This is a genomic window from Streptococcus sp. k-90, from assembly GCF_013277565.1.
In the GTDB taxonomy this organism is placed as follows: Bacteria; Bacillota; Bacilli; order Lactobacillales; family Streptococcaceae; genus Streptococcus.
In genome coordinates this window covers 1-21,245 of sequence record NZ_VMNE01000022.1, presented here as the reverse complement: position 1 = coordinate 21,245, position 21,245 = coordinate 1, and the positions used below count along the sequence as shown (strand labels likewise).

General features: G+C 40.4%; 18 protein-coding genes, 8 tRNA genes and 1 pseudogene. 1 reads left to right on the top strand and 26 read right to left on the bottom strand.

Translation table 11 applies throughout. The features are described 5' to 3' along the window. Positions 1-105 precede the first annotated feature (105 nt). From HT734_RS07410 to HT734_RS07325, 18 genes are all read right to left on the bottom strand, one after another. Entirely contained in the window at positions 106-828 is a 723-nt protein-coding gene (locus HT734_RS07410; RefSeq protein ID WP_173277157.1) for a pseudouridine synthase, read from the bottom strand. Positions 829-1,096: 268 nt separating this feature from the next. Beyond that, the gene (locus HT734_RS07405; RefSeq protein ID WP_000901570.1) at positions 1,097-1,327 is read right to left on the bottom strand and encodes a GlsB/YeaQ/YmgE family stress response membrane protein; all 231 of its coding nucleotides are present in this window, start codon (positions 1,325-1,327) and stop codon (positions 1,097-1,099) included. A gap of 9 nt (positions 1,328-1,336) precedes the next feature. Further along, positions 1,337-2,578, bottom strand: coding sequence for an aminopeptidase (locus tag HT734_RS07400; RefSeq protein ID WP_173277155.1), 1,242 nt, complete (start codon positions 2,576-2,578; stop codon positions 1,337-1,339). A gap of 21 nt (positions 2,579-2,599) precedes the next feature. Then, positions 2,600-2,752 carry a hypothetical protein gene (locus HT734_RS07395; protein ID WP_119946721.1) on the bottom strand — a complete coding sequence of 51 codons (153 nt, stop codon included), beginning with the start codon at positions 2,750-2,752 and terminating at the stop codon, positions 2,600-2,602. 73 nt (positions 2,753-2,825) lie between these two features. Beyond that, a complete protein-coding gene (locus HT734_RS07390) occupies positions 2,826-4,706 on the bottom strand; it encodes a DUF262 domain-containing protein (protein ID WP_173277154.1) in 1,881 nt (626 codons plus the stop codon). Continuing rightward, positions 4,700-6,028 carry a DUF262 domain-containing protein gene (locus tag HT734_RS07385; protein WP_000155162.1) on the bottom strand — a complete coding sequence of 443 codons (1,329 nt, stop codon included), beginning with the start codon at positions 6,026-6,028 and terminating at the stop codon, positions 4,700-4,702. Before HT734_RS07385 ends, HT734_RS07390 begins: the two co-directional genes overlap by 7 nt. Before the next feature lie 7 nt (positions 6,029-6,035). Further along, complete coding sequence (locus tag HT734_RS07380; protein WP_173277152.1) at positions 6,036-6,986, bottom strand: WYL domain-containing protein; 951 nt, start codon at positions 6,984-6,986, stop codon at positions 6,036-6,038. A 15-nt stretch (positions 6,987-7,001) separates the two neighbouring features. Beyond that, complete coding sequence (locus HT734_RS07375) at positions 7,002-7,505, bottom strand: DnaA/Hda family protein (RefSeq protein WP_173277150.1); 504 nt, start codon at positions 7,503-7,505, stop codon at positions 7,002-7,004. 74 nt (positions 7,506-7,579) lie between these two features. After that, entirely contained in the window at positions 7,580-11,971 is a 4,392-nt protein-coding gene (locus HT734_RS07370; protein WP_173277148.1) for a PolC-type DNA polymerase III, read from the bottom strand. Positions 11,972-12,074: 103 nt separating this feature from the next. Next, a complete protein-coding gene (gene fusA, locus HT734_RS07365) occupies positions 12,075-14,156 on the bottom strand; it encodes an elongation factor G (RefSeq protein WP_000090345.1) in 2,082 nt (693 codons plus the stop codon). Positions 14,157-14,434: 278 nt separating this feature from the next. Beyond that, the gene (gene rpsG / locus HT734_RS07360) at positions 14,435-14,905 is read right to left on the bottom strand and encodes a 30S ribosomal protein S7 (RefSeq protein WP_000087873.1); all 471 of its coding nucleotides are present in this window, start codon (positions 14,903-14,905) and stop codon (positions 14,435-14,437) included. Positions 14,906-14,924: 19 nt separating this feature from the next. Further along, positions 14,925-15,338 carry a 30S ribosomal protein S12 gene (rpsL, locus tag HT734_RS07355; protein WP_001142332.1) on the bottom strand — a complete coding sequence of 138 codons (414 nt, stop codon included), beginning with the start codon at positions 15,336-15,338 and terminating at the stop codon, positions 14,925-14,927. Between the two features lie 303 nt (positions 15,339-15,641). Then, positions 15,642-16,241: a response regulator transcription factor gene (locus HT734_RS07350; protein WP_033679613.1), complete on the bottom strand. Its 600-nt coding sequence runs from the start codon at positions 16,239-16,241 to the stop codon at positions 15,642-15,644. Then, positions 16,242-17,339: a sensor histidine kinase gene (locus HT734_RS07345; protein WP_173277144.1), complete on the bottom strand. Its 1,098-nt coding sequence runs from the start codon at positions 17,337-17,339 to the stop codon at positions 16,242-16,244. Then, complete coding sequence (locus HT734_RS07340; RefSeq protein ID WP_173277142.1) at positions 17,339-18,076, bottom strand: ABC transporter permease; 738 nt, start codon at positions 18,074-18,076, stop codon at positions 17,339-17,341. The genes HT734_RS07345 and HT734_RS07340 overlap by 1 nt, the downstream gene beginning before the upstream one ends. Position 18,077: 1 nt before the next feature. Beyond that, positions 18,078-18,962, bottom strand: coding sequence for an ABC transporter ATP-binding protein (locus HT734_RS07335; protein ID WP_140833270.1), 885 nt, complete (start codon positions 18,960-18,962; stop codon positions 18,078-18,080). Then, the gene (locus tag HT734_RS07330) at positions 18,949-19,143 is read right to left on the bottom strand and encodes a hypothetical protein (RefSeq protein WP_173277140.1); all 195 of its coding nucleotides are present in this window, start codon (positions 19,141-19,143) and stop codon (positions 18,949-18,951) included. Before HT734_RS07330 ends, HT734_RS07335 begins: the two co-directional genes overlap by 14 nt. Then, a complete protein-coding gene (locus HT734_RS07325) occupies positions 19,140-19,331 on the bottom strand; it encodes a hypothetical protein (protein ID WP_033679606.1) in 192 nt (63 codons plus the stop codon). The genes HT734_RS07330 and HT734_RS07325 overlap by 4 nt, the downstream gene beginning before the upstream one ends. A 297-nt stretch (positions 19,332-19,628) precedes the next feature. Between HT734_RS07325 and HT734_RS09495 the strand changes: the two are divergent. Next, a pseudogene (locus HT734_RS09495) lies at positions 19,629-20,415 on the top strand (IS630 family transposase). Positions 20,416-20,515: 100 nt separating this feature from the next. On the opposite strand, the gene HT734_RS07300 reads toward HT734_RS09495, so the two are convergent. From HT734_RS07300 to HT734_RS07265, 8 genes are all read right to left on the bottom strand, one after another. Then, a tRNA-Pro gene (locus HT734_RS07300) sits at positions 20,516-20,589 on the bottom strand. 15 nt (positions 20,590-20,604) lie between these two features. After that, a tRNA-Arg gene (locus tag HT734_RS07295) sits at positions 20,605-20,678 on the bottom strand. An 11-nt stretch (positions 20,679-20,689) separates the two neighbouring features. Then, positions 20,690-20,775, bottom strand: a tRNA-Leu gene (locus tag HT734_RS07290). Between the two features lie 7 nt (positions 20,776-20,782). Then, a tRNA-Gly gene (locus HT734_RS07285) sits at positions 20,783-20,854 on the bottom strand. Between the two features lie 22 nt (positions 20,855-20,876). Then, a tRNA-Thr gene (locus HT734_RS07280) sits at positions 20,877-20,949 on the bottom strand. 18 nt (positions 20,950-20,967) lie between these two features. Beyond that, a tRNA-Leu gene (locus HT734_RS07275) sits at positions 20,968-21,049 on the bottom strand. A gap of 5 nt (positions 21,050-21,054) precedes the next feature. Next, positions 21,055-21,127, bottom strand: a tRNA-Lys gene (locus HT734_RS07270). A gap of 24 nt (positions 21,128-21,151) precedes the next feature. Then, positions 21,152-21,224: transfer RNA gene (locus HT734_RS07265), tRNA-Asp, on the bottom strand. Between the last annotated feature and the right edge of the window lie 21 nt (positions 21,225-21,245).

The following is a 21,245-nucleotide window of genomic DNA, read 5'->3' as shown; positions in this document are numbered from 1 at the left end:
CTCCTTTTATTCTACAGTCTATTATAACTCTTTTCACAAAGGAAGCAACTGAAAAACATAAAAGGCAAGGACATTGTCCCTCCCCTTTTTCGAATATAAAGCAGATTAAGCAATACTAGCAAGAAGATTTTCCAATTCCTCCTTGGTCAAGCGGCGCCATTCCCCTCGTTCTAGGTTCTCATCCAATACTAGAGTTCCCATAGTCAAACGTTGCAGGTCCATCACTTCCTTACCACAGTAGGCAACCATACGCTTGATCTGATGAAACTTCCCTTCTGCAATGGTCACACGGATTTGGCTTTGATTCTTTTCTGTATCTATGGAAACAAGCTCCAGTTTAGCGGGTTGACAGGTAAAGTCTTTGAGCGGAATACCCTCAGCAAATGTCTCCACATCTTCTCGGGTCATCATTCCCTTGACCTGAGCCTGATAAGTCTTGTCCACATGACGCTTAGGTGAAAGAAGAGTATGGGCAAGCTTGCCATCATTAGTCAAGAGCAAAAGACCATGCGTGTCAATATCCAAGCGCCCTACTGGGAAAACTTCCTTGCTCCGCGCCAAGTCATCCAATAAATCCAGAACGGTTCTGTGCTTGGGATCCTCAGTCGCTGAAATAACACCTTTGGGCTTGTTCATCATGTAATAAACAAACTCTTCATACTCTAGTTTTTGACCATCAAAATGAATCTGGTCTCTTTCTTCGTTAATCTGTAGTTTAGCTGATTTTTCTTTTTTACCATTTACCGTCACGCGCCCAGCCTTGAGCAAGTTTTTGACCTCAGTCCGACTCCCCACAGCGCAGGCAACTAAAAATTTATCTAATCTCATAGAACTATTATATCATACTCAAAAGGAGGCTGGTACAATGACCAACCTCCTTTTCGTTTCATACTCTTCAAAAATCTCTTCAAACCGCGTCAACGTCGCCTTGCCGTATATATGTTACTGACTTCGTCAGTTCTATCTGCAACCTCAAAACAGTGTTTTGAGCTGACTTCGTCAGTTCTATCTACAACCTCAAAACAGTGCTTTGAGCAACCTGCGGCTAGTTTCCTAGTTTGCTCTTTGATTTTCATTGAGTATCAGGTTTAAGAAATTAACTTCCTCGTCTCCAGAAAATCGCTAAGACAATCATGGAACCTAGTACTGCCGGAATAATGGCGGTTTCTGCTATTATCGGTCCCCAAGTCCCAAAAAGCAAGTGGCCTATAAAGGCACCAATCCAGCCTAGAAACATTTTTCCAAAACATCCCATTCGCTCTCCACGGTTGGTCAGAGTACCTGCTAAAAATCCCACTAGGAGACCAACGAACATACTTCCTAACATATTATCTCCTTAATTTACCCAATCTCCGTTACGGAAGAGTGGTACACGTGTTCCATCCTCACGGATACCATCGATATCCATCTGATTAGAACCAATCATAAAGTCCACGTGAACATCTGAACGGTTAAGTCCCGCAGCTTCAAGTTCTTCTTCGCTCATCTCTGCACCACCAACGACGCTAGTCGCATAGGCTGCACCGATAGCCAAGTGGTTTGACGCATTCTCATCGAAAAGGGTGTTAAAGAAAGTAATGCCTGACTGAGAAATTGGGCTTGGATCTGGTACCAAGGCACATTCACCCAAGGCACGCGCACCCGCATTTTCAAAGACGAGGTCCTTCATGACCTGATCACCCTTCTCAGCTGAAATATCCACGATTTGTCCATACTTGAAGGTTACTTTAATTCCCTCGATGATATTTCCATTATAGCTAAGCGGTTTTGTAGAAGTGACATAACCATCTGCGCGACGGAAATCAGGCGCTGTGAAAACTTCCTCTGTCGGCATATTTGGCAAGAATCCTTCTCCCTGTGCATTGATAGCACCAGCCGATTCCCAAACGTGGTTCTTCGGCAAACCAAGGGTCAAATCTGTCCCTGGCCCTGTATAGTGAAGGGCTGAAAATTGCTCTTTATTAAGCATATCTGCCTTACTCTTAAGAATTGCAGCGTGTTCTTCCCAAGCCTTAACAGGATCTTCTTCATAGACACGGCAAGTTTTGAAAATTTGGTCCCAAAGGAGATCAACTGCTTCTTCGTCGCTCGCTGCATTTGGAAAGACTTTCTTAGCCCACTCAAGTCCAGCAGCGGCTGCTACAGTCCAGCTAACCTTATTGGATTGCGTTGCGATACGCATTGGTTTCATGGCAAGTCCCATAGCTTTAGCAGAAGCTGAAAGCTTGTCAGCATCCACACCGTTCAAGGCACCTGGATCAGAAGAACGTACCCCAAGACGGCTAGCCTTGTTCTCCAAAAGATAGTTCATCTCAGCAATCTTGTATTCTGGCACATTGTCCAAACGTTCCATCGGTGCGTGGAGGAATTTCTCACGGTTGATGACATCATCTGTCCACTGAACGATCACCTCATGCGCCCCCAAGGCATAAGCTTCTTTGACGATTAAGTGAGCCAACTCACGTTGCTCCACGTCGATAGAGAGAGCCAAAGTGTGACCAGGTTGCACGTTGATTCCGTTCGCAACCAATAATTTCGCATATTTTTCTAGATTTTCTTTAAAATTTGGTAAAACCATTTTATTTGTCCTTTTCTATTTTTATTTTTCTTTCAAAGCAGAAAATAATCCTGCCAAAGCAATAGCACCAGACAAGAGTGCTGTCGATAGAAGAATTGTCTGATCAGCAAGTTCTAATTGATATTCAAACACCTTCTTAGCTGGCTTATCTTCCGCAAAGATTCTTAGTTTCATGAAATATCCTCCCTTTCTAGTATATCACATATATTGGTATTTTAAAAAACAAGCTTACTGAAGCTTGTTTTAATTAGCTATTACAAAAATTTTGTACATACCTTTCCACTTCTTTTTCCATAGATTGAATCTCACCAATATCCCATCTATTTTTTTTAGAAGTTATCTTTGCCATCATCTGTAATTTTAAACTCTGACGATGGAATATCCCTTCTCTTTCCCATTGTTCTAATTTAGCCTCTGGATAGGAGTTGCCAAACCTGGAGTTCTGACTATCGGTAGTAATACAAAGGTTGCCAAAGGAATGTAAAAACTCAACAGGTAATTGGCTCTCTCCATCATGTCCATTTGGATTCTGAGGATACCAATGCTCTATGGAGCGACGATATGCAAATTTGAAATGATCAAAATTAATATCCTTGTACTCTTTCTCTAATTCAGCACGATTTTTCCATAAAACATAATCTACAAAGTTAAAAGCATAAACAGGAATTGCACCATATTTTTTGATACTTTTTTCTTCAGTAAACAATCTTTCCTCAGCATATCTCACTGCCATTTTCTCAAGAAAATCCTTAAACAGACTAGCAAATTCTGCTTGATTTAACTCTTCAATATGGTTAAACAAGAATTGCAAGATTTCATATAACCAACGACTATCACGATTAGCAGTAAAGGTCACAGCAAACATGGATTGGAGAAGAATGATGTTTTGGTTAATTTCCGAATCCGAAAACGTATTATTAGTAAAACGTTCTTCTACTATATAATGCTCTTTAGATTTTCCATTTGGTTGATATTCATAATAAGTCCCCTTCTGTAAAAACCATTCATCCTTATTTCTACTTGAAGAGTCCATATTCGAATTTCTAACGATGTAATTATCGAAAATGTGTTTTATTCTAAGAAGAAATTCACTAAATTCAATAACCCAAGTTTTATCTTTATTTTTTATATTAAATAGTGCTAAGAGTTTCTTATCATCTAGTTGAATCTCATCAGTCTTCTTACCTTCCGCAATTGCCAATACATGGAGTAAGAATGTTGGAAAGTCAATGATTGTAGTATAATCGCCAAAGTCTTTTTCTACTTCTATATTTTTTTCATTTATCTTTTTTCCTAATATATCTGATAACTTTCTTCTTTCATTTTGATGAAAATCAATATCATTATAAATATTATGAAATGAATAATTTGTAAAATGCCATCCAAAAATACGTTCACGTTCTTGAAAGTCATCTGCTCTCTTCCGTCGTATCTTAAACTGACTTGCTACCGGCTTATCAAACTCTGCACAGGCATCCCAAATCCTTGCAAACTTTTGCGCCATTTCTTGATCTGTACCGAACTTAGCCATCATTTGCGCCTTAAGAATCTCATGAGCCTCTAGTTGTTCTCCTCGAGAATTGAAACGTTCGAAATAAAGATTCAAATCTAAATCCTCAGGAAGTATACTCCGAAAAATGATGACATTCTCAAAAAGATAGTCAACGAAAAACTGAGGATTAAGCTGGCGCTCCTCTAGCACTTTTTTCAATGCGTCTTTAGCATGTCCGTAGCCTCTAGTCAGTTCATTTTCATCACCCTCTAAAATTTTTTTCTTGGTAAATAGCTTTTGAATATTCTTATTTGATTTCTTCCTAGCTGGGAAGGTAAGATTGACAGCTTTCAATCTATCAAAACCAAACTCATGCTTCAAAGCTAAGGCAATCAAATTAAGGGCTGTTGTTCGTTGTTGCCCATCTATGATTTTGAAAATATCATTCTCTTTATTAACGACTAATGTTCCAATATAATAATTGTCTCTATTTTCTTGAAAAGCATCTGCTACGTCATTCAATAACTGCTCGATTTCATTATAAGTCCAAGCAAAATTTCTCTGATAAAGAGGAATAGCATAGGTATCTTCATTTAACAAACGATTAACTGATAAGCTTATATGTGTTTCTACCATTTATCTTTTTCCTCTTCTATAATCTTGTCCACAGTATAATTTTCAAATAATTCTCTATCTATCTTGATCATGAAATCATTCGGAGTAACAGCATGGGATAAAAGTTGAAATAACTTTTGAGTCTCTTTTTGTCTAAAACTTCCACCAGCGGCGTATTTCCCTACCGTTGCATCATATATAGCTTTAGACTTAACTCGTGGGTAATAAGACCAAATAAACAAGGTCTCTACTATCTCCTTTGATAGCTCATCTTTTCCAAATCTCTCTGCAAAAAGTGAACAAATATTTAAGAATATATTGTGACACTTGAGGTAGCGTCCTTTTGAGCTATTGTAAATGTTTGACATACCTTCTGGATAAGCTAGATTTTTTTCTTCCCCTTCAGGTTCATCAGAAAATCCTAACTCTTCATTTAAAAATTTTTTATGAACTCTAATAGTTTCATGGGCCGATTCAATATACTCAAAAAATTTACTTCCATCAATGATTGGCATAGTAATTGACATGGGGAGATTTTCAATATGACGATACAATTCTAGATATGGGAAGTTCTGATTCAAATCAACACCTTTAAAATCGTCAATAAAATCCTCTGTAAAACGGAGATAAGAACCATAACGCTTGTTTGTCAATCCTGTCTCTCCTCGCGACCAACGTCTCATACGAAAAAGATGTTTATCAAACAACTCTTTGAGACTTAAATCTTTATCTTCTACAAATTGCTCCCACTTTTCAACAATCTTTTCATCTTCTGAATCTTGCTTGCGCAGATGATAGGCTTTGAGTAAATCATGAGGTTCTAAAGATTTTCCACGATTATTCTGAGAATCAAATAACTGAAAGGCCTCTGATAATCGTTCCTGTGGCATAGTAATCACGGAGACAGAACAATTTTCCAATAAAAAATTGCAAATGTCTTTTGCCTGATTTCCTCCAACCAATTGTGTTAAATTTTCCCACTCATTATAATTTTCACTCGCATGATAGCAAGATAGCTCTCCAAATTCAGCACTCAGCAGTTGATTCGCACCCTTATAATTCCCTAAATCATCTAATAAATGAAGAAACAAGGAAATAGAAATTAGCCGTTGCTGTCCATCGACAATATCTAAGTATCTAACATTATCTAAGTATCCATCATTTTCATGCAAGATAACGGAACCAATCTGATATTCCTTTTTCCCCATAGCATCTCGTAAATCATAAAAAAGATTACGGATATGTTTTCTGTTCCATTTATATGGTCTTTGATAAGAAGGAATCCGTAAATCCCCTTCTTTCAATAGTTCTCCAACCTTTTTAGAAGTAAATTGAATAGTCATTTTATCCTCATCTATATTTATCTATCATTTCTTGAACTGTCTGCTTCATATCCTCTACTAAAATCCGAGGAGACAAAACAGTAACTGCTTCCCCTTGTCCCAGTAACCAGCGTTTAAGCCCCGGTGTATGCTGACTTTCAAACTGAAAATGAGTCCAATCGCCATTTTTCCCAACTATTTTTGCATTTGGAAATTGATCCATCACAATAGTCGGATCGTACAAGTACTCGATTTCAATACTGATTTTCTTCCCGATAAAAGCATCCACTCTCTCGTTACGAATGTCGCCATCTCTAAATCTATCTCGATAAGAAATAGAGGGTTTCTCTATACCACTAAGAGACCATGACTGGATACGGTCTACTCTTAAAGTAATATAAGTAGCATATTTCAACTGGTAAACAACCAGATAGAAATAATGACTATCATAGTAAAGAGAGACTGGTAAAACAGTCTGCCTCTTAGAAGACTCAGAATAAGGTTTTTGATAGATAATATCTAGAACCTGTTCATGCAAAATAGCTTCTGATAAATTCCATATTTTCTCTATTCTATTTTGCTGATCCGTTAAGGGAGCATAATTAAGCTTTTCACTACCAATAATCTGTTCAATTTCTTTCTGATCATCACGGGGAACTAAGACCAGTAAATTTTTTAGTAAGCTATCAATTTCTGACCGATTCAGTGCTCGATTTTCCAATAAAATCTTTGAAATAACGAGAATATCCTTTTTATTAAAAACTGACTTACTTGCTAAACAATACTTATTCGTCTTACGGTTATAAAGCAAATCTCCACTATAACTGGTGTTACTAGATAAAATATCACGGAGTAGCGAAAAATCTCTCTGGATCGTCTTTTCACTAACCTCAAATTCCTGAACCAGTTGCTTTTTTCCTAACGGAGTCCCAAACTGTAAGCGTAAAAAGATGGTTAGTAATCTCTCTTGATCATTCATTTGAAGTCCTTTTTGTTAATCTTCAAGCGATCTTAGACACACTGTCATTCCCCACTTAAAACGAACAATCAAACGAGATTGAACATTTTTCAATTGATCTGGTTCAGAGTCACTAGATAAAACAATTTGCTTATCCTTAACATGTAGAGAATTAAAAAGATTAAAGAATTTTTCTTGAATCATATCATCTTTTTCTCCCAATATCTGGATATCATCAACGATTAGGAGATCAAACTCCTCACTTCTAACTTTTTGTATTTCTAGCTCATTTTCCAATAAGTTTTCAGCAGAAATGTATTTTACTCGTTTTTCTGGATTATTCTCAAGAACCTTATTACCAATAGCTTGCAGGAGATGTGTTTTTCCTGAACCTGATTCCCCATAAATATAAAGGGGATTATATTGTAATCCTAAGTTTTCTACTATAGCTACAGCCCCGTTCTTTGCGAAAGTATTACCATCTTTTTCTAGAAAATTTTTAAATTGATATTTGTTATCTAATCCTGTATTGTTCATCATTTAAACCTCTTTTTCTTTTGTACTATAAGTATAACAAAACAGATGGACAATATTTGTCCGTCTGTTAATTTTTTTTAAAACAAATCATCAAACAAACTCAGCTGGTTATCCTCTGGCATATTGCCCAGAATCCCCATTTCATCCATCTTTTCAACCAAGGTTGATGAGAGTCCACCACGTTTGCGTAGTTCTGTTTTAGAGAGGAATTCTCCCTCTTCACGCGCTCGCACCAACTGCTTAGCAACGTTCTCTCCCAGACCATCCATAGCGACAAATGGTGGAATCAGTGTATCTCCGTCAATGATGAATTCAGTCGCATCACTACGGTAAAGGTCTAACTTCCCAAACTTGAAACCACGTTCCCACATTTCATTAACAATCTCAAGAGTTGTATAGAGGTCAATCTCCACATTAGAGGCCTCATTGTTCTTCCGTTTTTCAGAGATTTCTTCCATTCTGCGCTTGATAGCATCCAAGCCCGCACCCATGGTCTTGATATCAAAAGCCTTGGCGCGGATAGAGAAGTAAGCACAGTAATAATAAATCGGATGGTGAACCTTGAAGTAGGCTACACGCAAGGCCATCATAACGTAGGCTGCCGCATGGGCTTTAGGGAACATGTACTTAATTTTCCCACAAGACTCGATATACCACTCTGGCACCTTATTAGCCTTCATAGCTTCGATGTAGCCATTGCGTTCCTCTTCTGAAATCTTGAGCCACAAGCCCTTACGTACCCGTTCCATGATGGTAAAGGCCATCTTAGGCTCCAGACCCGCATGCATGAGGTAAACCATGATGTCGTCCCGACAACCGATAACAGTCGATAGGTCCGCTATTCCTTGCTTGATCAAATCTTGGGCATTTCCCAACCACACATCGGTACCGTGGGACAAACCAGACAGCTGAAGCAATTCTGCAAAAGTCGTCGGATGGGTTTCATCGACCATCCCTCGAACAAAGTTGGTTCCAAACTCTGGAATCCCCAGCATGCCCGTAGGCGTTCCGATTTGCTCAGGTGTTACCCCTAACACAGCCGTCCCAGAAAAGAGGGCCATCACGCCTTCGTCATCCATAGGAATTTCATTAGGGTCAATCCCAGACAAATCCTGAAGTTTCCGAATCATGGTCGGATCATCGTGTCCCAGTACATCGAGTTTGAGGACGTTCTCATCGATATCGTGGAAGTTAAAGTGAGTCGTTTGCCATTCAGCCGTCACGTCATCTGCTGGATATTGGACAGGCGTAAAATCGTAGACATCCATGTAGTTAGGAATAACAACGATCCCCCCCGGGTGTTGTCCCGTCGTCCGCTTGACACCAGCTGCACCTTGAGCGAGGCGTTCCACCTCTGCATCACGATAAAACTTGCCATAATCTCTCTCATAGCCCTTGACAAATCCATAGGCAGTCTTAGCAGCCACCGTACCAACCGTTCCTGCACGGAAGGCATATTCTTCACCAAAGATATCACGCACATCCAAGTGGGCGCTAGGCTGGTCTTCTCCCGAGAAGTTCAAGTCAATATCGGGAACCTTATCCCCATCAAAACCAAGGAAGGTTTCAAAAGGAATATCTTGCCCATTTTTGCTGAGTTTGTGACCACAGTTTGGACAGTCCTTATTGGGCATATCAAATCCTGAACCGTACGAACCATCTGTGATAAACTCACTGTACTGACACTGACCACAGACATAGTGAGGAGAGAGAGGATTGACTTCTGTAATCCCAATCATGGTCGCAACGAAACTAGATCCGACAGATCCACGAGAACCCACCAAGTAACCCCGTTCATTGGAACGTTGCACCAGCATCTGGGAAGCCAGGTAAATCACAGCAAATCCATTCCCCAGAATAGAAGTTAGTTCCTTTTCAATTCGCAAATCAACAATATCTGGTAGCGGATTTCCATAAATTTCAAAAGCTTTCTTATAGGTCAATTCAGCAACCGTTTCTTCAGCCTTATCGATGAAAGGCGTGTACAAGTCACCCTTAACAACCTCAACGGGTTCAAAGATTTCTGCTAAGGCATTGGTATTTTCAATAACCAATTTACGAGCCAGTTCCTCTCCCAAGAATGCAAATTCATCCAACATTTCATTAGTCGTTCTAAAATGAGCCTTGGGAAGAGGAGCTGGTTGGGCATGTTCACCGTGACCGATGGTCCGGTTAATCATAGCACCCTGTCCCAAACTACGGACAATAATTTCGCGGTAAATCTCTTCTTCTGGTTCGATATAGTGGACATTTCCCGTAGCCAAAACGGGCTTACCAAGGCGGTCTCCAACCTCTATCAAACTCTTGATAATAGTCTGGAGCTCCTCCATATCCTTGACCTGCTCCTTGGCAATCAAGGGAGCATAGATAGCTGGTGGCATGACCTCGATAAAGTCATAATACTTGGCCACCTCAACCGCCGCATCCACACCTTGAGAAACGACTGCATCAAAAACTTCACCTTCTGCACAGGCTGATCCTAAAATCAAGCCCTCTCGATGGGCATCTAGAACCGTTCTCGGAATCCGTGGTACCCCTTCAAAGTACTTGGTATTGGACAAAGAAACCAGTTTAAAGATATTTTTTAAACCTACCTGATTCTTGACATAAATAGTCGCATGCTTGATTCGAGCTTTTTTATAAGAATCTGGACTAATCAAATCAATGTTGAGTCTAGCTAGATTGGTCACACCATGTTTTTCTGCTACTTCTTTGATAAAAATAAAGAGCAGACGACCAGTAGCTTCCGCATCGTAATTGGCCATGTGGTGATGTTCTAAGGCCACACCAAAACGCTTGGTCAACGGTCCCAGACCATGACGTTTAAACTCAGGATATAGATTTCTAGCAAACTCCAGCGTATCAATCACTGGCTGACTAATCTTTGGCAGACCATGACGTTCATAGTTGGCATTCATAAAGCCAACGTCAAAGGTAGCATTATGGGCAACTAAGACTGTATCCTTGCAAAACTCTTGGAATTCTTGCAGAACTTGTTCCAGTGGTTTGGCATTTTTGACATGATCGTCTGTAATTCCAGTCAACTCAGTAGTAAAAGCTGACAAGGGATGCCCAGGATTGATAAATTCATCAAATTCAGCAATGACATTCCCCTTGTACATCTTAGAAGCCGCAACCTGAATCAAATCATTATAGATAGCTGAAAGCCCCGTCGTTTCCACGTCAAAGACCACGTAGGTCGCTTCCGACAAGTCCATCTCCACTTCGTTATAGACGATAGGGACACGGTCCTCAACGATATTGGCTTCCATCCCATAGATTAGCTGGATTCCCACTTTCTTGGCAGCCTTATAGCCGTGTGGGAAAGACTGGACATTCCCATGGTCGGTGATGGCAACCGCCTTGTGTCCCCACTTAGCAGCTGTCGCAACGATTTCTTCGACCTCTGATAAAGCATCCATAGTCGACATGTTAGTATGAGCATGAAACTCAACTCGACGCTCGCCTTCTGGCATCAAATCCTTCCGCTCATAGTGAACAACTTCCTGCACATCCTGCACGTTCATAGTCAAATCGCGTGTGAAGTTATTCATCTCCACATTTCCACGCACTCGGAGCCAAGAATTCTTCTTAATGAGGTCAAATTTCTGGGCCTCTTCCTCATTTTTAACCCACTTTTGCATAGAAAAACTTGAAGTGTAGTCCGTCATTTTAAAGTTGATCAAAACACGCCCTGTTCTGGTCACTTTTTGCTCCACATCAAAAATAACCCCCTCAAAGACCAGACGGTTTTCCTCCGTCGTCACTTCTATCATAGGAGTAATCTCCGCCTTGTCCAGCTTGGGTTTGGCTACAGCTTTTTTCGCTTGAAAATCAAAGGCTGGTTTCTCTTCCGCTGGAGGAGGTGCCATCTGTTCCAGTTGCTCCATAGCACGTAGCGCTTCCTCATTGGCAGCTTGAACAATCTGCTCATTTTCCGCATGAAAGGCTTCTTCTTGCTCTTGAGTCAGAACATCATTCTTCTCGACCTGACAGTTAAAAGTTGGAAAACCAAACTTTTCAAGTTGTTTCGCTAAGTTAGGAAGATGATTCTTCTTAAAATGTTCCTTATCAATCGCCTCAGAGCCTTCAATAAAGAGTTGATTGCCCTCCGCACGAACTTGCAGATTCTGGTAAAGGGACTTAAAACCTTGGCTAGAACATGGCCCCTCAGAGAAAGCCTCCCTATAGTAGGACTGCAAGAGTTGATTTGAAAATTCTTGGGACAGAGCTTTGATTTCGAAAACAGCTTTATTACCTGTCTTAGAAAATTCTTCGCTCAAACCTTTCTTTAATTCTAAAAAGATTTCAATCGGTAAAATATTAGAAAATACGAAATGAAACTCCCATACCTTACTAATTTTATGAACCACAACTCGCTCAATATCAGCCTGTGATAAAGCAGGAGCCTGTCTCATTTCAGCAGGCATCCCCAGTTGATTCATCAAAATTTCAAAACTATTTGACATTCATTTTCCTCACATTATTCTTCTACTATTTTACCATATTTAGAGGTATTTTCTAAAGACAAAAGGAAGCCACTAAGTGACTTCCTTCTAGAGGGAGGACTAATTAGTCTTCACCTTTGTTTTTCTTAATGATTTCTTCTTGTACTGACTTAGGTACATCTTCGTAGTGGTCAAATACCATCATGAATGTACCACGTCCTTGAGATGCAGAACGAAGAACTGTTGCATAACCGAACATTTCAGCAAGTGGAACGTAAGCACGAACGATTTGGCTGTTACCGTGTGCTTCCATACCATCCACACGTCCACGACGAGCAGTTACGTGACCCATAACATCACCAAGGTTTTCTTCTGGAACAGTGATAGTTACAAGCATCATTGGCTCAAGGATAGCTGGTTGTGCTGATTTAGCAGCTTCTTTAAGGGCAAGTGAAGCCGCGATCTTGAAGGCAGTTTCAGATGAGTCGACATCATGGTATGAACCATCGTAAAGCTTAGCTTTAACGTCAACCATTGGGTAACCTGCAAGAACACCGTTAGCCATAGATTCTACCAAACCTTTTTCAACCGCTGGGATAAATTCACGAGGAACCACACCACCGACGATTGCGTTTTCAAATTCGAAGCCTTTACCTTCTTCGTTTGGAGTAAATTCAATCCATACATCACCGAATTGACCTTTACCACCAGACTGACGTTTGAAGAATCCACGTGCTTGAGTAGAAGCGCGGAATGTTTCACGGTAAGATACTTGAGGAGCACCTACGTTCGCTTCAACTTTGAACTCACGACGCATACGGTCAACAAGGACGTCAAGGTGAAGCTCACCCATACCTGAGATAACTGTTTCACCAGTTTCAACGTTTGTTTCAACGCGGAATGTTGGATCTTCTTCAGCCAATTTTTGAAGGGCGATACCCATCTTATCTTGGTCAGCTTTAGATTTTGGCTCAACCATCAATTGGATAACTGGTTCTGGAACGTTGATTGACTCAAGGATGATTTTAGCTTTTTCATCTGTCAATGAGTCACCAGTAGTAGTATCTTTCAAACCAACGGCAGCAGCGATATCACCTGAGTAAACAGTGTCGATTTCTTGACGGCTGTTAGCGTGCATTTGAAGGATACGTCCGATACGTTCACGTTTACCTTTAGAAGTGTTCAATACGTATGAACCTGATTGAAGCACACCTGAGTAAACACGGAAGAATGTCAAACGACCTACGAATGGATCAGTCATGATCTTGAAGGCAAGAGCTGCAAATGGCTCTTCGTCAGATGCTGGACGAGTTTCTTCAGCGTCTGTATCTGGGTTAATACCTTTGATAGCTGGGATATCAAGTGGGCTTGGAAGGTAGTCAATAACTGCATCAAGCATCAATTGAACACCTTTGTTCTTGAAGGCAGAACCACACAATACTGGGAAGAATTCAACATTGATAGTCGCTTTACGGATACCAGCTTTCAATTCTTCGTTGGTGATTTCTTCACCTTCGAGGTATTTCATCATCAATTCTTCGTCAGTTTCAGCAACTGCTTCGATCAATTTTTCACGGTATTCTTGAGCTTGGTCAAGGTATTCAGCTGGGATGTCTTCTTCAAGGATATCTGTACCAAGGTCGTTAGTATAGATTTCAGCTTTCATCTTGATCAAGTCAATGATACCACGGAAGTCATCTTCAGAACCGATTGGCAATTGGATTGGGTGTGCATTTGCTTGAAGACGATCGTGAAGTGTGCTTACAGAGTAAAGGAAGTCCGCACCGATTTTGTCCATTTTGTTAGCAAATACAATACGTGGAACTCCGTACTCAGTTGCTTGACGCCAAACTGTTTCAGTTTGAGGCTCAACACCTGATTGCGAGTCAAGAACGGTAACCGCACCATCCAATACACGAAGAGAACGTTGTACTTCGATTGTGAAGTCCACGTGTCCTGGTGTGTCGATGATGTTTACGCGGTGGTTGTTCCATTGAGCTGTTGTTGCAGCAGATGTGATAGTGATACCACGCTCTTGCTCTTGCTCCATCCAGTCCATTTGTGACGCACCTTCGTGAGTTTCACCGATTTTGTGGATTTTACCAGTGTAGTAAAGAATACGCTCAGTAGTTGTTGTTTTACCAGCATCGACGTGAGCCATGATACCGATATTACGAGTTTTTTCAAGTGAAAATTCGCGTGCCATGAGGTTTGTTTCTCCTATTTATTTTTGATTTCTATTCTATTATAACATGATTTTAATAAAAACGGATAGGCAGGACCTACCCGTTCTCAATGTTTTCATGCTATTGTTGGTTTCAACTTACGAGCTGGTAAGTTGAGTTATAGCTAATACTAATCGATTTAGCTAATTTGAACCCGGGCTAAAAGCTTGGAAAATAGATAAGCTCTCCTAGAATCTTCGATTCTTCGTCAAGCTTCCTAATTTTCAGTCGCTTTTTTAACGCCCTTAGTATCTTAATCTTACCAACGGAAGTGTGCGAATGCGCGGTTAGCTTCAGCCATACGGTGAGTGTCTTCACGTTTCTTAACAGCTGCACCAGTGTTGTTAGCAGCATCTAAGATTTCTTTTGCAAGACGGTCTTGCATTGTGTGTTCACCACGAAGACGAGCGATTGTTACCAACCAACGAAGTCCAAGTGTTGTACGACGTTCTGGACGAACTTCAACTGGGACTTGGTAGTTAGAACCACCGACACGACGTGCACGTACTTCAAGTACAGGCATGATGTTTTCCATAGCTGTTTCAAATACTTCAAGTGCATCGTTACCAGTAGCTTCTTTGATTTGCTCAAAAGCACCGTAAACGATTGAAGCAGCTGTACCACGTTTACCATCAAGCATAACGCGGTTGATAAGACGAGTAACTAGTTGTGAATTGTAAAGCGGATCTGGCAATACGTCACGTTTTGGAGCTCTATTTTTACGACTCATTTCTCTTTATCCCCTTTCCTTATGCTTTTGGACGTTTAGTACCGTATTTAGAACGGCCTTGTTTACGATCGTTAACACCTGCAGTATCAAGTGCACCACGGACGATATGGTAACGTACCCCTGGAAGGTCTTTTACACGTCCACCACGAAGAAGAACTACGCTGTGTTCTTGCAAGTTGTGTCCGATACCTGGGATGTAGGCAGTAACTTCGATAAGGTTGCTCAAACGTACACGAGCGAATTTACGAAGGGCTGAGTTAGGTTTTTTAGGTGTCATTGTTCCAACACGAGTTGCAACACCACGTTTTTGTGGTGAAGAAACGTTTGTTTGAACTTTTTTATGACTGTTGTAACCAACGTTCAAAGCTGGTGATTTAGATTTTTCTACTTTTGATTTACGCGGTTTGCGAACCAATTGGTTAATTGTAGGCATCTACATTCTCCTGTGTTTTTTTATTTTTGGTGATGATACACTTGGTGACAGCTATCATCTGTGTGTACTTTTGCAACATTTGTCAGCACGTCCCTGTACACTCTTGAGAGACCAAAAGTAAAAAGTACCGTCTATTATTGTAACAAATTTTCCCCTTGGTTGTCAAGATATTTTTCTTTTTTATTCTTAATTTTAGCTCTTGCTACAACCTTGGACGAAACAAAAAGAAGGAAGCTAAGACCCTTCCTCAATTTACAAATTATTTCATTTTTAACACATAATGTCCAGGGAAATATTATATCATCACAACCAACCAGATTCTTTCGCGATATTAGCTGCCTCTGTTCGATTAGCAGCATCTAGTTTAGAAAGAATATTGGTTACATAATTTCGGACGGTTCCGTTGGATAGATAAAGTTTGTCTGCAATTTCTTGGTTAGAGAAGCCCTGAGCAATTCCATTTAAAACTGCGATTTCTTGTTCTGTTAATGGATTGGGATGTGTCATCACCACTTCCATCAATTCAGGCGAATACTCCTTGCGTCCCTCTAGGACGGTGTGCAAGGTTTGCATGAGGTCTGCAATGTTTCTTTCTTTTAATACATAAGCATCTACTCCAGCCTTGACCGCACGTTCAAAATACCCTGAGCGCTTGAAGGTCGTCACTACAACCACCTTTGTTTCAAGCTTTTCTGCTCGTATCCACTCCAAGACTTCAAGGCCTGTCTTAACAGGCATCTCTACATCAAGAATGGCGATATCTACGGACTCTTTTTCTAAGAGTTGGATTGCTTCTTGCCCATTCTTGGCTTGTAAGACAGACTCTACATCTGCTTGAAAGGCCAGCAACTGGCACATGGCATCTCGCAACATACTTTGATCTTCTGCGACTAATACTTTCATCTACTTTCTCTCCTTATAAGGTAGTCGAACCTGAACTTCTGTCGGTTGTTTCTGACTAATTACCTTTACTTCTCCCGAAAATGGAAGAACACGATCTTGAACTGTATGGAGGTCATCTCCCTTTATAGAAGTAAAGCCACAGCCATCATCTCTCACTATTAGAACGAGTTCTTTCTCTGTCCGTTCTAATTTCAAGTAGACTTTAGACGCTTTAGCATGTTTGATGATATTGGTCACTAATTCAAGCAAAATCATGGAAGCCGTTGACTCCAATTCCTGAGTTAGGCTAGCAGTATCTAGTTGGTTATCCGTTTCCACCTCAATTCCAGCAATTTCTAACATCTTTTTCACAGTCTCTAGTTCTGATGTCAAAGTTCTAGACTTAAGATTTTCCACAATGGTTCGCACTTCATTCATGGAATCCTTGCTGAGCTGGTGAATTTCTTTTAATTCCTTTTCCACCTGTGGATAAGCCTCCATCTGAAATAACTGCAAGGCTAAATCTGTCTTGACACTCAGCATAGCAAAGGTATGTCCCAGACTATCATGCAAGTCCTGACCGATACGACTACGTTCATTTTCAGCAAGCAATAGATTTATCTGGGCATTTTGCTTAGCCTGAGCTTCTTTCAAATCCTCTACAATACGAATCCGAACCAAACCAAAAGTCATTAAATCGACAAAAGCAAGAATTACAAGTAGATAGAATAGAAACTCAACTTCGATTCTCTGAAAAATCAAAAGTTGGCCCACAACAAGGACTTGAGCAAGAAGAAAAGTCCAGACATGTAAAGACTTTAAACCACCTAAGCTGAAATGATAACTTAAGAGATTGGATAGGAAAAAGAAAAACCAGATATAATTAACATTAACAAAGGCAGTATTCCCAACTACATAAGTCAGCATGATCCCCCAGAAAAGCCAAGATAGGCGCTGGCTCTTAGTTGTTAAAATACCCAAATACGCAACTACAAATAGAATATCAATCAATAAATGCCAGGCAGAAAGCCACCCAGTCACTACAGGCAGGATGGGGAAAATCATAAAAATTAAACTGACCCAGAACATATAATGTATGCTTTTCAGTCTTTCAAGCATTAAGCATTCTCCTTATGACCTTGAAGGTAAATGGTCAAACCAAACAAAACTGCTGAAAAAACAAGTAGATAAACTGTGGCTGATAAATTGATGCCACCCTCATTTAAGAAGGTCTTGATCAATTCCATCAACTGATAGCTTGGTAGGCGCTTCCCGATTGCTTGCATCCAGTCTGGAAATAAAGAGACGGGCATCCAGAGTCCGCCTAAAACAGCCAAGCCAAAGTAAAGAAGATTGCCCACGACAGACATCAGCTGACTGGACGGCAAGAGAGTCAGGGTTAAGCCAAGTGCTACAAAGGCAACACTTCCTACTATCAGCAAGAACGCAGCCCCAATCCAGTTTCCAAGAGACATATCCACACCTCTTACAAAATGCCCAACTGAGAAAACAACCAGAATTGAGACCAAATAATCAACCATCATACTTGTTATCTTTGATAGATAATATTCTACCATATTTACAGGGCTATGACGTATTATTTTCTGCCAATTGTTGATCTTGTCGGTATGTAAAACAACTGGGAATGAAAAGATAGCTGTTGACATCATGGAAAAGGCTGTCATGGAGATGAGGTAGTCGCGCATAAAATTAGCCGGTCCACCTGGTGTTTCCTGGTACATGCCTGAAAAGAATAAATAGAAGGCTGTCGGCATCCCTACTGATAATAAATAATAGACTAGTTGCCGTTTGGTCAATAGAAATTCTATTTTATTTAATGCGATCCATCGTTTCATCTTAGTCATCTCCCTTCTGTGTTTCTTCAAAGATTGTATCTAGCAAACTACGGTTATTAACTTCGATTTCTTGTATGCTACATCCTGCTTGAACTAACAGTTGCCAAAAAGCATTTGCCTCTCGTGTGACTACTTGCAGAGCATCTTGTTTTTGTACCCAGTTTTCAACCAAGTTAGACTGCTCAACAATTTCCTTGTATGCTAGAGGAAGGATAAAATGCTTTTCAATCTCCTCACTACGCATAGCTAGAGGCGTCGTATCACGAATCAACTCTCCCTTATTTAAAACCAAAATCCGGTCAGCTGTATGTTCTACCTCTTCGATGTAATGGGACGAATAGAGAATGGTAACTCCCTTAGCTTTTAGCTCCTGAACAATTTCCCAAAAGCGTTGACGGGTTGAAGTATCCATGGCAGCAGTCGGCTCATCTAAAAAGACTAGCTTTGGTCGGCCAATCAAGGTCAAGACAAAAGAGAAGAGACGCTTTTGCCCACCTGACAATTTTTCTGCAAATTGCTCTTTCTGTTGCTTGTCAAACTGCAATAGTTGATCAATCTCCTGATTATTCAAGGGATTTGGATAAATACTTTGAAAGAAAGAAATCAACTCTTTGACCTTTAATTTCTGAACGATGACATTTTCTTGAGGCAGGTAGCCTCTAATATAGTCTAACTGAGAACTCGTCACTGGCAAGCCTTGGATGGATACTTGACCACTTGTGACCAGTTTATCTCCAAGCAAACAGTCCAAGAGTGTGGTCTTTCCAGCACCATTGGGCCCAATCAAGGCGACGCATTCACCTTCTGCCACTTCAAAGGAAATACCTTTCAATATAGCCTTGCTCTTGATGCTTTTATTTAGGCTTTCTACCTTAATCATGTTCATGATATTCTCCTTTCAGCCACTCCTTTCCCACCGGAAAGGCGATAAAAATCATAAATCCTAGTCCCCAGGCACCACGGATGAATTGGTGAAGGAAGGCTTGATCAAACCAACCTGTAAACATTTCTACCAACCATACCACTAGTGATAGTCCAATAAAAAGATAGAGAAACGCTTTTTTCATTTTTCAAACTCCTTTTTCACATCTGAGACTAATTTCAAACCTTCTCGGATAAGCCAGGACATCATTCCAAATCCTGCAAATAGCTCCCAAGGAAAATGATAGAATCCTTCGTCCAATCCTGAGAACATTAGATAAGTCATGACTCCTGCTGTTACTAAACTCATTGCGACAATTACTTTATCTTTCATTTTTTTATTCCTCCATTTCATACTTCAATTATAGTCTTTTGAAGTTAGCAGAGTTAGATGCTTCTGTCACTAGAAAATATGACAAATGTCATAAAAGATTCTGTTCAAAGCAAGCAAAATACACTATACAATAAAACATGAGGTGGAAAAGAATCTATAGTTATTTCCTTCAAAGTGATAGCAAATTTAAACTATAATATAAACTAATACTCATTTATAGTTTCTTAGTTTTAAATAAGCATATTACAATAAAACTCTGCATATAGTACAGATTTTAAACAAGGAGCATTAGATTACATCAAAGAGGGATACAGCCATGTCGAAGCAACTAAAGTTTTTGATGTTGGCGTCAGAACTCTCTTCACGTGGGAAAAGAAAGACGCGAACAAGGACACTTAGAGCGGAGAAAGCGAGTCGTCAAAAAGCGGAAGATTCCTTTAGAGGAATTGAAAGCCTTTGTAGAGGCTCATCCAGACACTTTTTTACGGGAAATTGTGGCACATTTTGATTGTGTTGTTCCTTCAGTATGGGCAGCTTTAAAGCAGATTCATGTCACTTTAAAAAATAACGATTAGCTTTAAGGAAAAAAATCCAGAGAAAGTCGCTGAGTTTCTTGATATTTTGGATAACCTAAAAGATTTACCAGTCGTATATATTGATGAAACAGGAGTCGACCGCTACCTCTATCGTCCTTATGCACGGGCTCCTAGAGGGGAGAAAGTCTATGAAAAGATTAGCGGACTTCAATTGTTGCAGGACAAGTAGACGGAGAGTTTATAGCTTCTATGATTTACAAGGAAAGTATGACGAGTAATTTCTTTGTGGAGTGGTTCAAAACGCAACTTCTACCTGTTTTGAAGAGCCCTCATGTCATTGTCATGGACAATGCTAGTTTTCATCCTAAGAACATTTTGGATGAGCTTTGCATTCAAGATAAGAATTTTTCTTACCTCTACCACCTTATTCACCAGATTTGAATCCTATTGAGCAAGCTTGAGGTTTCTTGAAAAAGAAAGTGACGGATTTATCAAGGGAAGTTCCAAATCTTTTTGAATGTTTGAAACGCTTTTTTAAAACTAAATGACTATAGAATGAATTACTGAAATTCAAAAAAGAGAAAACCAAAATGATTCTCTCTTAATTTTAAAAATAAAAAAGATACACATAGGTATCTCTATAATGAATCGGGAAGACAGGATTCGAACCTGCGACACCTTGGTCCCAAACCAAGTACTCTACCAAGCTGAGCTACTTCCCGAGTTAAATATAAAAATGCACCCTAGAGGAGTCGAACCTCTAACCGCCTGATTCGTAGTCAGGTACTCTATCCAGTTGAGCTAAGGGTGCTCATTATATTATGCCGAGGACCGGAATCGAACCGGTACGATCGTTACCAATCGCAGGATTTTAAGTCCTGTGCGTCTGCCAGTTCCGCCACCCCGGCCTCTCTAAGCGAACGACGGGATTCGAACCCGCGACCCCCACCTTGGCAAGGTGGTGTTCTACCACTGAACTACGTTCGCACTATTTTCTTCTATCTAAAAATGCCGGCTACATGACTTGAACACGCGACCCTCTGATTACAAATCAGATGCTCTACCAACTGAGCTAAGCCGGCTCATTTATTATATCTTAATGCGGGTTAAGGGACTTGAACCCCCACGCCGTTAAGCGCCAGATCCTAAATCTGGTGCGTCTGCCAATTCCGCCAAACCCGCATATATGACCCGTACTGGGCTCGAACCAGTGACCCATTGATTAAAAGTCAATTGCTCTACCAACTGAGCTAACGAGTCTAAAATAACTTTCGTTATCTTAAACGGTCCCGACGGGAATCGAACCCGCGATCTTCGCCGTGACAGGGCGACGTGATAACCGCTACACTACGGGACCTATGGGAGTTAACGGGATCGA